The following is a 14,132-nucleotide window of genomic DNA, read 5'->3' as shown; positions in this document are numbered from 1 at the left end:
ATGTGTTGTATCGTTTAGTTTTTTGGGCGTTTATAAAATGGAGCGGCAACGACTTCTGCTTTCAGACGTTTTCCGCGGATTTCTACTTCTACTTGAGTACCTAACGCAGCATGCTCGGTTTTTACGAGAGCGAGACCGACGTTTTTCTTCAAGGTTGGAGATTGTGTTCCGGTCGTCACTTCGCCAATGAGCTCTTCCCCCACATAGACAGGGTAATGCGTGCGCGGAATCCCACGGTCGATCATTTCGATCCCTACCAGCTTGCGTGGAGCTCCGTTTTCTTTTTGTGCCTTCAATACTTCTTGACCGATGAACGGCACTTCTTTGTCTACCTTGACAGCGAAGCCAATGCCCGCTTCGATCGGCGTAATGTCTTTGCTGAGCTCTTGTCCGTAGAGTGGCAGCTTGGCTTCAAAACGAAGCGTATCGCGCGCACCGAGACCGCACGGCAACAGACCTTCTTCTTTTCCAGCATCCAGCAAGATATCCCACAGCTCTGCTGCACGATCGGCATCCAAATAAATCTCGAAGCCGTCTTCGCCAGTATAGCCAGTACGGGAGACTAATGCAGGAATGCCGCTCACTTGTACATCACGCTCAAAACGGAAAAAACCGATTTGAGACAAGTCTGTAGTCGTCAGCTTTTGCAGAATAGTTTCTGCCAAAGGACCTTGAATCGCGATTTGTGCTGTCTGTGGCGAAATATTCTCAATCGTTACGCCAGGAATCAGATGTTCTTTTAACCACGCATAGTCTTTGTCGATATTCCCCGCGTTGATGACGAGCAGGTAATGATCATCTGCATACTTGTAAACAAGCAGATCGTCTACCGTACCCCCATCTGGGTAGCAAAGCACACTGTACTGCGCCTGCCCGACTGCCAGCTTGGACACGTCATTCGTCGTCACACGCTGGAGATAAGAAAGAGCGTTTTCCCCTTTTACGTCCACTTCTCCCATATGGGAAACATCAAATAGACCAGCTTTTGTCCGAACGGCTTCATGCTCTTGACCAATGCTTGTAAACTGCACCGGCAGATCCCAACCACCGAAGTCGATGGTTTTCGCGCCATACTTTGCATAAGAATCAAATAGTGGCGTACGTTTCAAATTGGACATGTGGCACCTCCTGTGAACAATAAGATCTTGAAAACTTGGCTTCGCTGAGCCTTTGGCGAGGCCTTAGTTGCACTTATGTCGATAGGAGTCTTATCGACCAAAACAAAACAGAGGGGGAAAAACGGGTACACCAAAATAATGGTGCCCATTTCTCCTCCTCTGTCCTTGGTACCTGAGAGTTACCTTGCGAATCAGGTGAGGGCTACATCGTTCCCCACTTGCAAGTTTCCCCTTTGGTGGCTCATGTGAGCTCTCTCCAGAGTTGCGTCCGGTAGAGGTACTTTTGCCTGAGAGATTCACCGTTTCCGGCTTGCTCCTTCGGCGCTGCCAAACGTTCAAGCAGTCTCTCCCTACTACCATCATTCGCGGTTGTTTCATGGTCATACATAAGTTTTTGCTGTCATTTCCATACTAAGGGATGTACTACCTCTTTATCCTACCATGAGAGACCAAAGTTGAAAATATACAAATTAACAGTCAGATTCAGAAAAACTTAACAAAACACATTGACAATAGATAAATGTTCAGTTTTTTGTCATTTACCATGAAAGTTATGGCAGAGCTATGAAAAGGAGTATCTGATATGCCGAATGTTCCTATTTCATTTGATACGAGTTGGATCAATCCGCTTACAGAGCGCATGCAAGAAGATGGCCCCTGGGATAAGTGGGAGCTGTTCAAGCTCTCGTTGGAAGCCGAGGAGGCAATGGCTGTTCACGATTTTGACCAGCTGCAATGTCTGAAATACCTTCCACTCTTATCGCCATTTCCTCATCAGTTGGAGACAGCAAAACGCGTCCTGTTGGAGATGCGCGGTCGTGCTATTCTCGCAGATGAAGTCGGTCTGGGAAAGACGATCGAAGCAGGGTTGATCATGAAAGAGTATATGGTTCGCGGCTTGGCTAAAAAAATTCTCGTCCTGGTTCCGGCCTCTCTCGTCATTCAATGGACAAAAGAGCTTCATCAAAAATTCGGCATTGCAGCAGTCGCGCAAAAAAAAGAATATATGTGGCGTCAGCATGAAGTCGTTGTCGCATCGATAGATACAGCAAAACGAGATCCGCACAGGCGTCACGTACTCGACATCGATTACGACATGCTTATCATCGACGAGGCCCATAAACTCAAAAATAAGCGGACACGCAACTATCAGTTCGTCAAAGAGATCCGCAAAAAATACTGCCTGCTCCTAACAGCAACTCCCATTCAGAACGAAATGGACGAGCTGTACAACCTCATCAATTTGTTAAAGCCAGGTCATCTTGGCCATACTTCCACCTTCTCTACCAATTACGTAGAGGGCAAACGCCAATCCAAAAACAGCGAGAAATTGCGGGAAGAAATTGAAAAGGTCATGATTCGCAACAAACGAAGTGATGGCGGCATCCAATTCACTAGCCGCCGCGTCCAGTCAATTCCAATTGACCTTTCGCCTGAGGAAATGACGTTGTACGAGGGAGTGACCCGCTTTGTCCGCGAGCAATACCAAACTGGATTGGGGGTTGGCGGCTTCAACTCTCTCGCTCTGATTACCTTGCAGCGTGAGGTCTGCTCAAGTAAGGAAGCTGCGTTTATGACACTGTATAATATGCACCAGCGCACTGGCGAAGACTCTCCCCTTCGCACGCAAATTCTTGAGCTTGTCGAGATGATCAAACAAATTGAGACGCATTCCAAGGCTGCCAAAACAGTTGAGCTCATTCAACAAATCAACGACAAAGTGATCATTTTTACAGAGTACCGCGCAACACAAAACTATCTGCAAAAGTATTTGCACGACCATGGGATCACTTCTGTCCCTTTTCGCGGCGGCTTTAAACGCAGTAAAAAAGACTGGATGACTGATCTTTTCCAGAATCGTGCACAAGTCCTGATCGCGACAGAAGCAGGCGGCGAAGGCATCAATTTGCAGTTCTGCAATCAGGTGATTAATTACGACATGCCTTGGAATCCCATGCGAGTGGAGCAACGAATCGGTCGCGTCCATCGGCTGGGACAAAAAAGGGATGTGCACATTTACAATTTATCGACAACAGGAACAATCGAGGAGCATATTCTCAAGCTGCTGTATGAAAAAATCGACCTGTTTGAAATGGTCATCGGTGAACTCGATGATATTGTGGAACGCCTGAATCTAAGCCATTCCTTGGAAGATAATCTGGTTCAAATCATTATGGATTCTCGATCCTCCAAAGAAATGGCGCTGAAGCTCGATAACATTGGACACGCGATTCGGGCAAGCAAAATAACAAAAGATGCCGTCCCGCTTTCAGAGGCGGCTGACCAATAACTCTGTTTGAAACGAAAAAGAAATGAGGTCTCCTGATGCAGCAACAACAGGTCAGACAATTTGTCGAGCGCTATTTGGCTACTTTTTCTGCCCATATCCTCGAATCTCACCCGGATTACTTTACAGTCAAACTCCCTGTCGAGGTGGACAAAGATATTGGCAATCGCCCTTTTTATTGGAGCTGGGTGGATAAGATGAATTTGGCTTATCAGCCATTGGTCCTTACCTTTACTTTTCATCCGGATTGCACGCCTGAGGGTTTGCGATCCGAGCATCTGCATCTAGGGGCCACCCGCATGCAACAAATTTTCTCCTCTGCCAAAAAGCATGGCAGCTTTGTCTGTATGTACGAGCAACAAGGGGGGCTTTTAGGCAATGCCGGCAAGCGTCGCTCTACCCCTCTCGTGCCTTGGCTCGGGATGAACTTGAAGGTATCTCTGCTCTGCGACAAGCGCCGTGACATTTTATTGTATCTGGGGATTAATTTGCATCAGCCACGGCTGGTAACGGATTTCACTTCGTTTTTATTTTCACTTTCCTTGACCCCTGCGATCCCTGACTACTACTACACGTTGGATCGAAAGGTAACCATACAGGAAGCCCTCCAAATGGCTCAACTGGAAGTCGAACATACGTTGGAACAAGAAGATCAGCAATGGGCAGAGGAAGCGCGTACACGTTTGAGCGAAGAATTGGCCATCTTGGAAGCGTACTATGAAGAATTGGCACGGCGAGAACCGGAAAATGAGCAGACAAAAGCAGAGGAAACCGAAGAAACTGAGCAGCCCGAAGCTCAGTCGTCACTCGAGCAAGAAGCCCTGCAACCCGAACCTGATCCAGCTGGACCAGCTTCTGTCGAACAGCCCATATCTTTTGACGAATATCGGGCGTCTGGCGGACGAATCCTCGACTTTTTACGTACAAACGGAATCCAAATCACCCCACGCGAAGAGATTCAACAAGGAGAATGGAAAAAGAGCACGCCAGATGAGGAGAGACAACGCCGAAAAGACGAGCTGGCATGGCAATACGAGCCGCGGATCGAGGTGTCGTTCATCAACGGCGGCTTGTTCTATTTATCTTCCGTTCCTCCGCTCACGCGGTCATCGAAAGCAAAAAGCATGAGACATCTCCCCGCATCAGGGCGAATCATGTAAAAGATCAACGAGAAAATGTGAAACAGAAAAGACACGTTGCAACAAATCTTTTTGTCATAGCTGGTTACAATAGGAATAGGTTAAGCCTTTACAAAAGGTGGTGCATAGTTGTGACCAGACGATTTCTTCCTTTTATCGCTGCTCTTTTGTCTCTAATACTGCTTTCCTCACCAGCTTTTGCACAAGACGAAGCAAGCTGGGACAAGCAATTCCAAACACAAATTCGAGAATGGATGGATGCAATCGCAAGCCGAGACCCTCAATTCAAGCAATGGGAAGACGCAAAGACGGACGTGCAAACACTTGGTGCAGGGCAGCATCAGTGGCTGGTAAGTATAAAAAAAGCGGAAAAGCAAGTAGGGTATTTGGTGATAGGAGAAGCGCCTGATTCCACTTCCCATGAGAAATTTGTTCTGCTGGAATACGGTGTCGGGGAGTACATCTTGTTCGATGACGCTTTTGCTCCGAAGGAAATCGCGGCGGAGCCAGTTTATGACGGGTTTGCTTCCTACTGGCTAATCACCCAGAAGTCAGATACACAAATGGTCAATGCAAAAACGGGAGAAATGTATCCTACTTCCTTTCAAATTAGTGAGCCCACTGTCGATGCTTTTGCGGGCGAACAGCTCATACAAAATGGCCAACGCCTGACTCAAATGAGAATTTTAAGCGCAGCCGAGGCAGATCCTTTTGATCATATCGGGTGGGTCAGCCAAATGAATTCAACGGACACTGATGTGTCTTGGAACCAATTGTGGCAGCAAAATTATACCTCACCGGTAACATTAGCCGTCCCGATTCATCAGTCACAGGTTTTAGCCCCCTTTGTCGTGGGGTCCCTGCATTTATGGAATGACCAAAATGCTTATGTCGGCGTATGGGATGAGGGTCTGCGCTTTGTCCCTTATTCGTATGCCCATCGCGTCGGAAGATTTTTCGTAAACGAAACAAGCTCTCCTGCCGAATAACCGGTTGGAGAGCTTGCTTTTTACGTTTAATATTTACCGATGTTTTGTAGGAGAGAGACGTTCATGAACGGCATGAAAAATTTCATTGACCGTCATTCCCTCTGCATTAATGACGGGAGCTCCTGTAATCGTTTTGTTTTGATCACCCAGTACGTTGATATCCTGTCCTGTAATAACAATCGCATCTACCACCTGCTGCCAGTTGCCCAGATCAACAACTTCGTAACCATTTTGACGCAGCATCTTGCACACTTCAGACAGGGAATTTTCGACCGCTACTCTCGCCATATGCACCCTCCGTCTCGATCATGATAGGTTTACAAATTTTATTTGCGCCACAACAGTCGAATAGACATGGGAATGGCACCAAACCAGCGTGACGACCAGGACTCGCGCGGAGTCTTACGCAAACGGCGTTCATCTTTTGGGGTGTCCATGTACTGGACAAACAGTTTCGTCAGGTACTTTAAATATTCCTGAAAGGACATCGCACTTGACCTCCTTCTTACTCGTGGATTCACACCACGGCGCAAGCGCTGTCCCCTCTATTGTTCCCCATCCTGTGCTCTTTCAACCACTTGGCTCGTAATTTCCATCACGATATCGGAAAGGCTCTTTCCTGTCGTATCCACCTGAATTGGCGCAAAATCGTATACACCTGCACGCTCCGCCATTAAGGTTTTTACCCTTGTCGCGACTCCTCCTGCTAACAATGGCCGGCCTGTATCATTTTCCAAACGCTTGATGAGCTCTTCTTCCGTGGCATGCAGCGCGATGACGATGCCATGCTCCATCATCATCTCTACGTTTTTCTTCCGTAATACAGCTCCTCCCCCAGTTGTTACGACCTGAGATCCTGCTGCCAGTATTTCCGCCAGACGTTTCGTCTCAACGTCTCGGAAATATGCCTCGCCTCGATCGGTGAAGATTTCTGGAATGCTGCGACCTTCCCTTTCCACAATCGCATCATCCAAGTCCGTATGCTTCAATCCTAAAGAGGCAGCGAGCGCGGCGCCAACCGTGGTTTTTCCTGTTCCCATAAATCCGACTAACACCAGGTTTTTCATTTTGTTTCCGCCCCCTTTCCAATCGTTCGGTATGTACTGATCTTTACCGTTTTTTGTTGTTGATTGTACGCTGTCTCATATCCCAACGCTTTTTCAAAAAAAGACAGTGGAACCATCGTACGCTCTTTGATTTCGATTAACGGGCTGCCTAAATCCATTCGCTTTCCATCTACGTCAGCAAAGCGCTCCCGTTCCTTTATAAATACTTCACGTCCATTTCCTTTCACGCGGATCATTTGCTTCTTGTCGTCCCAGCTAATCGCTAATCCCATTTTCTCACCGAGCTCACGCAGCGGGATATACACCGTATTTTGGGTGACCCGAGCTGGAATGGATGGATAAAAGCTCATGTTATTGATGATCGTGGTGATATAGGGTTCCAATTGCACTGCACCAAAGCCATTCTTATTTGCACTATTGGTATACAGAGTAAAATATTTCGCTTCCCCTTGCAAGGTTTGCCCAAGCGCCTGATCGAGATGCTCAGCACCAATGACTCTGCCATGATAATTTTGCTGGACGCGCTGTAAGAATCGCTTATATGCGTCGTCACCGATTTTGCGGCGCAGGTTGTCAAACAGAAGTGCTCCCCGAGAATACCAGGTCAGCTTAAACTCTTCTTCGGTGACAAACTTCTGCAATGGCTTGTCAAGTTTTCCATTTGGATAACGCTCTTGCAAACGTTTGACATCCCGATTGTACGTATCCAGCAGAGTCGTAGCTGATTGGGCACCATAACGCTTCTGCAAGTAATGAGACACGCCGAGCTCCACCAGCCCCTCATCAAGCCACCCGTGCGAGGACTCCAATGTAGCCACACTGTTGTACCACCAAAGATGCCCCACCTCATGCGGCAGCCAATGATCGATCAGATTATTGTGATGCATGTCTCTTTTGAATACGGCGAGGTTTGCGTATTCCATGGCGTACGTCGTACCTGTACTTGTTTCCGCAATCGCCACGTTCGGATACGGCAACGGACCGTACATGTCAATAAAAGTAGGAAAGACCGATTGGGCAATGGTCTTGATTCTTTCAATGTTACCTTTATCAACGGAAGCAATGTCCACCGTTAAATTCGGAGCAAATTGAATCGTTTCAATGTGATAAAGCGGGCTTCCCACCAGTCCAAAGTTCAACAGATTTTTTGCTTGATAATGGACTTGCTGCTTGTTCCCACCGATTGACTTCGCTTGCCCTCTGCCCCATGAACTGACCCATTTGTAGCCTTGGGGAGAGGTAAAAGACACATCGTAATCTCCATAGTGGTAAACGAATGGATCACCGAAATCAACGCGTTGCGGAGGGTCATACCAAACGCCTTTTTGATTTTGGGCACCGAGCATCGGGTACCATGTCGTCAACGTCCAAATATCGTCTTTCACCCCAAAACGTGTGCCTCTACGTGGAACCGGGTTCTCGAATTCAATGGTCAGGGCGCCACGAAGCTCCTTTCCAAGAGGATTTGCCAGCTTTACCAATGATTGACCACGTTCAAAAGAAAGCGGCTTGTCCTTGTAGCGAATCGACTTCACCGTCATTTTGTTCCAAAGGTAATCGTAAATATACAGCCGTACATCTGGCGTTTTCGGATTATCGAACTCCAAGGTCATGTTTCCGGTTATTTTTGCTTCGGACGTATGTAATTCAGCTTGAATCTTATAGACAGGGTTCAAATCCTTTACATAAGACGGCAGAGGCGGATCATATGAAAATGGATCGACGAACTTTTGCTCCTCCTCTTGTGATTGATTCATGGCAATGATTTGAGAAATAGCTGGCCAATACGCGACGACCCCAACTGAGCCAAAAAAAATGAGGATCGTCACACATACTAGCAAGCTCGTTTTATGTAGTGATTTCATGACAGCCCCCAAATAATAAACCGCCCGGCGGTAGGCGCTAAATGTTTTTGTTTCATTGTAGCAAATATATGTCAAACTGAGTAGAAATTCAGGAGATTCGGTAGAGAAAACGCCATATTTGGCGATGATCTTTTCTGCGGAAAATAAAAAAAGCCGCCACTCATTGTATCGTAATGATTGGCAGCTTTCTTTAGTATTTACCAGGTTTCGTACATAATTTTTCCGGTCTGGCTAAGATCATAGCCCCCGACTGCTTCCAATTCCTTTTGAAATGGACGCGACCCGAGAACATCAAGAACAGCCTGAATAAGCTGCTCGTTGTCCTTGTTTTTCAACAAGACGAGGTCATATCGCTCATGCACAGCTGGGACAAACTCCACTCCGACGAGTGAAGCTGCCTTTTCAATGCCCACCCCTACGTCTGCTTCGCGCCTTGCTACTACCCCTGCGACTGCCAGATGATTGGACTCTTCCCGTTCATAGCCAATCACGTCACTCCCCGCTATTTTTGCCAGTCGAAACTGCTCTTCTATCAACGTGCGTGCACCGGACCCTTTTTCCCGATTAACCATGCGAATGCCCGGCTTCGTAAAATCGCTCCATGCTTTGATCTGTTTCGGGTTGCCTGCCTGGACGTAGAATCCTGCCCAACGTGACAACATATTGATGACAACAAAACGATGCCCACACAAAATGCGACGAATATACGGGACATTGTATTCATTGGTATCTCCATCGTACAAGTGCGTGCTGACGATATCAGCCTTACCTGTATACATCGCCACGAGGCTGTTCAGAGACCCTACGTACGAGCGCAGTGGCCGGTATGCCTCATCCTTTTTCTCCAAATGGCCCGCCAGTAGGTCCAAGCTCACATCCTGCCCGCTGATAATGATATTGCGGCCTGTACCAGTCTGCTCATATCGTGACGATTGCTGAGCTTGTCCTGTCTGCGGGATACTGACGGCTGAGGCTTGTCTGTATTCTCCCTTTGCCTTCGCCTTGTACGCTTCCAGATCGCTTTCGTCTACGCGCATTTGCCGACCGACGCGATAAGCGGGCAGCTCTCCTTTTTTAATCAGATCGTAGACTGTCAGCTTGGAAATACGTAGAATTTTTGCTATTTCTTCGGTGGTGTAAGAATTTTGTTGACTCATGTCCCGCCTCCGTTATCTCCTTTGCTCTATTTTCAAACAAGTGTCGTAAAATCGCAATTGATTATTCATTACGAATCCATATAATCTAGTTATGTCCAGTTATAATTAATTATAACTAAATATAATTATGGAGGTCTTTTTTTATGAAGAAGCACTGGTTAGCCTTCTTGACAGCATTTTGCTTGATGCTGACAGCTTGCTCGACAACGCAAACCACACCCCAAGCAAGTGAGCCAGCCAAAACTGATGCAGCGAAGGTAGAATTGATGATTTCTGCTGCTGCCAGCTTGACGGATGCCTTGAATGAGTTGAAAACCCAATACGAAACAGAACACCCGGGAACGACCCTCACCTTTAACTTCGGAGGCTCTGGCAAACTCGCCACACAAATTACGCAAGGTGCTCCGTCTGACGTATTTTTGTCTGCTAGCAAAAAAGACATGGACGGTTTAGAGGAACAGCAACTGATCGTCAAAGACACACGTCAAGACTTCACGAAAAACTCGCTGGTTCTCATAGCCGGTAACACAAGTGCTGTCGCTATCACTTCTTTTGAAGAGCTGAACAGCGCAGCGATTAAGCATATTGCCGTCGGTGAGCCCGAGACAGTCCCGGCAGGACGATATGCGAAAGAAACATTGGATACGCTGAAAATGTGGGATTCTCTTTCGGCACAAATGGTATTTGGCAGCGATGTTCGCCAGGTTTTGACCTTCGTAGAATCCGGTAACGCGGAAGTCGGTATTGTCTATTCCAGTGATGCCGCAGCTTCGAAAAACGTTAAGGTATTAGCGACAGCCAAACCTGAATGGCACAAGCCGATCGTTTATCCAGGTGCGGTCGTCAGCGCGTCGAAGAACCCAGATGCAGCAAAAGCTTTTCTAGCCTACTTGACAAGCGACAAAGGAAAAGCGATCTTACAGAAGTACGGGTTTCAATAAACCAATCGAATCAAAATTGGAGGTGGCAAGCGTGATCGAAACCAATCTCACTCCTTTGATGCTTTCCCTTAAAGTAGCTGCGCTCTCCACCTCCTTTGTATTTGTCCTTGGGATGGTTTTTGCAAGGTGGATGACACAAAAAGATTTTTGGGGAAAGAATGTGCTGGAGTCCTTCTTTTTGCTTCCGCTTGTTCTCCCTCCCACTGTTGTTGGCTTCGGCTTGTTGCTGCTTTTCGGAAAAAACGGTTTTCTCGGCCAGCTTCTGCATGAATGGTTCAATATTACGGTCGTCTTTACGCTGACAGGAGCCGTTATTGCCTCGATTGTCGTTTCCTTTCCGTTGATGTATCAGAGTGCAGTCGCTGCCTTCACGGGGGTTGATCGTCGTTTGGAGAATGCGGCACGCACGATGGGTGCTTCGGAATGGCGATTATTTTGGACCGTTACCTTTCCATTGGCTTGGCCTGGCCTGTTGGCTGGGTTTGTTCTTTCTTTTGCCCGTGGTTTAGGGGAGTTTGGCGCTACGCTGATGCTCGCAGGATACATCCCTGGGAAAACCGATACGATTCCCGTCGCCATTTATTTTGCTGTTGAGGCTGGTCAAATGGATAAGGCATTGTTCTGGGTCATCATTATTGTTTCCTTGGGTATGGGTACGACTCTCTGGCTGAATTGGTGGAGTCGTCGCAATGTGCGCAGGTACGCCAATCAAAAGTAAGGCAGGTGAATGGTAAAATGCTCGCCGTCCACATACAGAAGCGTTTGCCTGATTTTATTTTGGATGTGTCTTTTTCGGTACAAAAGGAAATTGTCGTGCTGTTCGGACCATCCGGCTCTGGCAAAACAACGATATTGAACAGTATTGCAGGTCTGGTTCATCCTGATGCGGGGATAATCCAATTAAATGAAAAGGTCTTTTATCGCGACGGACAGAAGCCGCTTCCTGTACAAAAACGCAACATCGGGTATTTATTTCAAGATTATGCGCTGTTCCCTCACATGACCGTCGAGCAAAATGTTCGCTACGGCTTGAAAAAGGGACATGAGCTGAATCTGGCTCCATTGTTGTCCACGGTTGGAATCGATCATCTGCTGCAAAAATATCCTCACCAGTTATCCGGGGGACAAAAACAAAGGGTGGCACTCGTACGTGCGCTTGCGACTGAACCAGACATCCTGCTTCTTGATGAGCCTTTATCGGCGCTGGATGCGGATACGCGTAAACAATGCCAGGATGAGCTGCTTCGCCTTCACTCTATGTGGAACATCCCGTTTCTGCTGGTCACCCATGACCGTGAAGAAGCCGAGAAGCTCGCAGATGTCATCTTCCTGATCGATAACGGCACAATCAAAGAACGGAAAAATGAAAAAAGCCATTCAGCAACGTCCATTTCCCGATAATGGGACGGCATTGCTGGATGGCTTTTTACCTATCGAGCAGTGATTGGTTCAATTTTCACGTCGTTTTGCTTTGCCCACTTATGTACTTCGCCAAGGAATTGCAGTACGTCATGGCTCTCGTGATGGACACAAAGGGTATCGGCCGCCAAGTCAATGTGCTCGCCATTGACCGTCATTACTCTTTGTTTTAAAACGAGCTGACGTGTCTGCTCCATACGCTCTTCCTTACTGATCAGCACGCTTCCTTCCAATTCACGCGGGGCCAATCGACCATTCGGCAAATAAGCCCGCTCTGCAAACACTTCCTCTGCCACCTGAAGCCCGTGTTCCAAGCCTGCCTCTACAAGCTTGCTGCCAGACAGTGCATAGAGAATCAGCTCTTCATCAATATCCGCAATGGCTTGGACAACCGCTTCCGCGAGCTCTGGGCGTTCAGCCGCTTCGTTATACAGCGCGCCATGCAACTTTACATGGTGCAGCTCTCCGCCGAGCGCTTTTGTAGTCCCTGCCAAGGCTGCAATTTGATACAGCACCAGCTCATACACTTCATTGACAGACAAGTTCATCGAACGACGTCCGAAGCCTTGAATATCTGCATAACCGGGATGTGCCCCGATTTTTACATCATGCTTAAGTGCAGCTTCGATTGTTCTGCAAATAATATGGGGATCCCCTGCATGCAATCCGCAAGCAATATTAACGGAGGTGATCCATTTCATAATCCCCAAGTCCTCTGATTGTCGACCTCTGCTGAAGCCCTCTGCCATATCGCAGTTAATATCCAGATGAATCATGTATGCTCACCTTTCTTTCCCTAATCTATCATTGAAAACGCATTCATGCGCGTGACTTCTCGTTTTCTTCCACATTAGCATACCATGTACGCCAGTTTAACAAAAGCAAAAAAGCTGCCGAAAAATGGCAGCTTATGAACAACTTATGTCGAACCAACGGTTGCTTGGCTGCTTTCTTCTGTCTGTAAGGTTTCTGCTAGTGCCATTACCTGGTTCTTTTCTTGTTTATAATCGTATTCCTTTGCCTTATCCGGTCTGGCATTGTTATACTCTACCGGGATCTCATGGCGATGGGAACGTTCAATTTTTGTCACGAAGTGCAGCTTTTCCATAATGCGAATCGTTTCATCCAACAAATTGGCATCCACATACATCGAAACGTAATTTAAGCGCTTGGAGATGTAATGAATGGTGCCAAATTTGCGTAAATTTTTGGCGGCACGCGTGTTTTTCACCCACACGGCGACCCCCAGACGTCGCTCTCTCATGTTTTGCCGTCGGTCTCCTTCCCAATCGTGGTATACTTACTGGTGAAAGCTTATTACAGAAAGGAATCGTGGTCTATGCTGGCTACGTTTTATCATCAATTCGAGGAAGCGCTTCACCGCGAAAAAATCGTCACCCATAGCAGTTGGCAAACCTATGCAGGCCAGCTCTTTTTCTATGTATGCAGTACGCTCCCTGCTCCTCTCTTAACAAAGCAGCTCATGGAAACAGGAGAGCGCCTGACCACTGATACCAAATTACAGCCAGAATGCATTTACGTGCGTTCTGATGACGTGCAGCATGTGTATCGCTTCCGCTTTCGCGTACCTGACGAAAAGCAATTTTGCTGTGGCAATCTTTGTGAAGACTGTTTTCTGCTGCGCCAAAATGAGTCGGGAACAGCGTGAATTACGAAGGCTTTTTCACGCTGCAGCCACAGCTTCCGCCCGTCCCGCAACCGCTGCCCTGCGCCTCTAAAAATGGATTGTTGCTCGGTACCTTGATCGTTTCCGAGACGGAATGAGCAATCGTTCTACTCACCTGATACAAGAGCTCATCCAGAGCATCCTCTGCTCGCTTGAATGCCTGTACGGAATCCCTCAGTTCAATGCTGCGCTTCAGTTCCCGTACTTCTTTGGATATATGATTGTAATCCGGGTGATACTTCCCGAACCGTTGCACATCTTCGTACTGTTCCTTCTTAGCCTCGAACACGACGAGCAGACGTTGCACTTCCTCATCTGCTTCCATTTGGCGTTTGGCCTCCAGATACTCCGAGACCTCGCGCGATTGGTTAATCATCGTGGACAGCTCATGAGACTCCATGATCAACTGTGTCATATCCACAGCTTCCAATGTTTCCATTAAGCGAGACCTCCTTTCGCCGTA

The 14,132-nt window shown here is 47.5% G+C and carries 16 protein-coding genes and 2 riboswitches; of the genes, 7 read left to right on the top strand and 9 right to left on the bottom strand.

Features of this window, described 5'->3' with window-relative positions; all coding sequences use genetic code 11:
- Positions 1 to 14: 14 nt before the first annotated feature.
- Positions 15 to 1,118 carry a glycine cleavage system aminomethyltransferase GcvT gene (gene gcvT, locus C7R91_RS13590; protein ID WP_047068814.1) on the bottom strand — a complete coding sequence of 368 codons (1,104 nt, stop codon included), beginning with the start codon at positions 1,116 to 1,118 and terminating at the stop codon, positions 15 to 17.
- Between the two features lie 149 nt (positions 1,119 to 1,267).
- A riboswitch (glycine riboswitch) is annotated at positions 1,268 to 1,383 on the bottom strand.
- Positions 1,384 to 1,481, bottom strand: a riboswitch (glycine riboswitch). It abuts the riboswitch before it with no gap.
- A 220-nt stretch (positions 1,482 to 1,701) separates the two neighbouring features.
- Between gcvT and C7R91_RS13585 the strand changes: the two genes are divergently transcribed.
- The 3 genes from C7R91_RS13585 to C7R91_RS13575 all read left to right on the top strand — a co-directional run bounded on the left by C7R91_RS13585 (position 1,702) and on the right by C7R91_RS13575 (position 5,533).
- Positions 1,702 to 3,408, top strand: a complete 1,707-nt coding sequence (locus C7R91_RS13585; protein ID WP_047068813.1) for a DEAD/DEAH box helicase — start codon at positions 1,702 to 1,704, stop codon at positions 3,406 to 3,408.
- A gap of 35 nt (positions 3,409 to 3,443) precedes the next feature.
- Positions 3,444 to 4,565, top strand: coding sequence for a YqhG family protein (locus tag C7R91_RS13580; protein ID WP_047068812.1), 1,122 nt, complete (start codon positions 3,444 to 3,446; stop codon positions 4,563 to 4,565).
- A gap of 110 nt (positions 4,566 to 4,675) precedes the next feature.
- Positions 4,676 to 5,533, top strand: a complete 858-nt coding sequence (locus C7R91_RS13575; RefSeq protein WP_047068811.1) for a hypothetical protein — start codon at positions 4,676 to 4,678, stop codon at positions 5,531 to 5,533.
- Between the two features lie 33 nt (positions 5,534 to 5,566).
- On the opposite strand, the gene C7R91_RS13570 is transcribed toward C7R91_RS13575, so the two are convergent.
- The 5 genes from C7R91_RS13570 to C7R91_RS13550 all read right to left on the bottom strand — a co-directional run bounded on the left by C7R91_RS13570 (position 5,567) and on the right by C7R91_RS13550 (position 9,622).
- A complete protein-coding gene (locus C7R91_RS13570) occupies positions 5,567 to 5,821 on the bottom strand; it encodes a YkuS family protein (RefSeq protein ID WP_047068810.1) in 255 nt (84 codons plus the stop codon).
- Between the two features lie 38 nt (positions 5,822 to 5,859).
- Complete coding sequence (locus C7R91_RS13565; RefSeq protein ID WP_007725773.1) at positions 5,860 to 6,021, bottom strand: YqzE family protein; 162 nt, start codon at positions 6,019 to 6,021, stop codon at positions 5,860 to 5,862.
- 57 nt (positions 6,022 to 6,078) lie between these two features.
- The gene (locus C7R91_RS13560) at positions 6,079 to 6,600 is read right to left on the bottom strand and encodes a shikimate kinase (protein ID WP_047068809.1); all 522 of its coding nucleotides are present in this window, start codon (positions 6,598 to 6,600) and stop codon (positions 6,079 to 6,081) included.
- Entirely contained in the window at positions 6,597 to 8,465 is a 1,869-nt protein-coding gene (locus tag C7R91_RS13555; RefSeq protein WP_047068808.1) for a stalk domain-containing protein, read from the bottom strand. Before C7R91_RS13555 ends, C7R91_RS13560 begins: the two co-directional genes overlap by 4 nt.
- 197 nt (positions 8,466 to 8,662) lie before the next feature.
- Positions 8,663 to 9,622 (bottom strand): substrate-binding domain-containing protein, encoded by a 960-nt coding sequence (locus tag C7R91_RS13550; protein ID WP_047068807.1) that lies wholly within the window; start codon positions 9,620 to 9,622, stop codon positions 8,663 to 8,665.
- A 143-nt stretch (positions 9,623 to 9,765) separates the two neighbouring features.
- On the opposite strand from C7R91_RS13550, the gene modA reads away from it, so the two are divergent.
- Genes modA through C7R91_RS13535 form a run of 3 tightly spaced genes read left to right on the top strand, consistent with a single transcriptional unit; the run spans position 9,766 to position 11,964 of the window.
- Positions 9,766 to 10,563 carry a molybdate ABC transporter substrate-binding protein gene (gene modA, locus C7R91_RS13545; protein ID WP_047068806.1) on the top strand — a complete coding sequence of 266 codons (798 nt, stop codon included), beginning with the start codon at positions 9,766 to 9,768 and terminating at the stop codon, positions 10,561 to 10,563.
- Positions 10,564 to 10,594: 31 nt separating this feature from the next.
- Positions 10,595 to 11,281 (top strand): molybdate ABC transporter permease subunit, encoded by a 687-nt coding sequence (gene modB / locus C7R91_RS13540; RefSeq protein WP_047068805.1) that lies wholly within the window; start codon positions 10,595 to 10,597, stop codon positions 11,279 to 11,281.
- A 17-nt stretch (positions 11,282 to 11,298) separates the two neighbouring features.
- Positions 11,299 to 11,964 carry an ABC transporter ATP-binding protein gene (locus C7R91_RS13535; protein WP_047068804.1) on the top strand — a complete coding sequence of 222 codons (666 nt, stop codon included), beginning with the start codon at positions 11,299 to 11,301 and terminating at the stop codon, positions 11,962 to 11,964.
- A gap of 29 nt (positions 11,965 to 11,993) precedes the next feature.
- Here the strand turns inward: C7R91_RS13535 and C7R91_RS13530 are convergent, their stop codons facing one another.
- Positions 11,994 to 12,758 (bottom strand): LamB/YcsF family protein, encoded by a 765-nt coding sequence (locus tag C7R91_RS13530; protein ID WP_047068803.1) that lies wholly within the window; start codon positions 12,756 to 12,758, stop codon positions 11,994 to 11,996.
- A 143-nt stretch (positions 12,759 to 12,901) separates the two neighbouring features.
- Positions 12,902 to 13,246: a YlbG family protein gene (locus tag C7R91_RS13525; RefSeq protein ID WP_007725782.1), complete on the bottom strand. Its 345-nt coding sequence runs from the start codon at positions 13,244 to 13,246 to the stop codon at positions 12,902 to 12,904.
- A gap of 75 nt (positions 13,247 to 13,321) precedes the next feature.
- Between C7R91_RS13525 and C7R91_RS13520 the strand changes: the two genes are divergently transcribed.
- Positions 13,322 to 13,651 carry a hypothetical protein gene (locus tag C7R91_RS13520; protein WP_047068802.1) on the top strand — a complete coding sequence of 110 codons (330 nt, stop codon included), beginning with the start codon at positions 13,322 to 13,324 and terminating at the stop codon, positions 13,649 to 13,651.
- 1 nt (position 13,652) lies between these two features.
- Here the strand turns inward: C7R91_RS13520 and C7R91_RS13515 are convergent, their stop codons facing one another.
- A complete protein-coding gene (locus tag C7R91_RS13515) occupies positions 13,653 to 14,108 on the bottom strand; it encodes a YlbF/YmcA family competence regulator (protein WP_047068801.1) in 456 nt (151 codons plus the stop codon).
- Positions 14,109 to 14,132: the final 24 nt, after the last annotated feature.

Source organism: Brevibacillus formosus (assembly GCF_003013405.1).
GTDB lineage: Bacteria > Bacillota > Bacilli > Brevibacillales > Brevibacillaceae > Brevibacillus > Brevibacillus formosus.
The sequence above is the reverse complement of the archived record's forward strand: the minus strand, read 5'-3'. Positions and strand labels throughout refer to the sequence as shown.

Coding starts and splice junctions, on each gene's coding strand:
- C7R91_RS13550 (WP_047068807.1), bottom strand. CDS start 9,622: ATGAGTCAACAAAATTCTTACACCACCGAAGAAATAGCAAAAATTCTA.
- gcvT (WP_047068814.1), bottom strand. CDS start 1,118: ATGTCCAATTTGAAACGTACGCCACTATTTGATTCTTATGCAAAGTAT.
- C7R91_RS13585 (WP_047068813.1), top strand. CDS start 1,702: ATGCCGAATGTTCCTATTTCATTTGATACGAGTTGGATCAATCCGCTT.
- C7R91_RS13520 (WP_047068802.1), top strand. CDS start 13,322: ATGCTGGCTACGTTTTATCATCAATTCGAGGAAGCGCTTCACCGCGAA.
- C7R91_RS13515 (WP_047068801.1), bottom strand. CDS start 14,108: ATGGAAACATTGGAAGCTGTGGATATGACACAGTTGATCATGGAGTCT.
- C7R91_RS13570 (WP_047068810.1), bottom strand. CDS start 5,821: ATGGCGAGAGTAGCGGTCGAAAATTCCCTGTCTGAAGTGTGCAAGATG.
- C7R91_RS13560 (WP_047068809.1), bottom strand. CDS start 6,600: ATGAAAAACCTGGTGTTAGTCGGATTTATGGGAACAGGAAAAACCACG.
- C7R91_RS13565 (WP_007725773.1), bottom strand. CDS start 6,021: ATGTCCTTTCAGGAATATTTAAAGTACCTGACGAAACTGTTTGTCCAG.
- C7R91_RS13535 (WP_047068804.1), top strand. CDS start 11,299: ATGCTCGCCGTCCACATACAGAAGCGTTTGCCTGATTTTATTTTGGAT.
- C7R91_RS13525 (WP_007725782.1), bottom strand. CDS start 13,246: ATGAGAGAGCGACGTCTGGGGGTCGCCGTGTGGGTGAAAAACACGCGT.
- C7R91_RS13580 (WP_047068812.1), top strand. CDS start 3,444: ATGCAGCAACAACAGGTCAGACAATTTGTCGAGCGCTATTTGGCTACT.
- modA (WP_047068806.1), top strand. CDS start 9,766: ATGAAGAAGCACTGGTTAGCCTTCTTGACAGCATTTTGCTTGATGCTG.
- C7R91_RS13530 (WP_047068803.1), bottom strand. CDS start 12,758: ATGATTCATCTGGATATTAACTGCGATATGGCAGAGGGCTTCAGCAGA.
- C7R91_RS13555 (WP_047068808.1), bottom strand. CDS start 8,465: ATGAAATCACTACATAAAACGAGCTTGCTAGTATGTGTGACGATCCTC.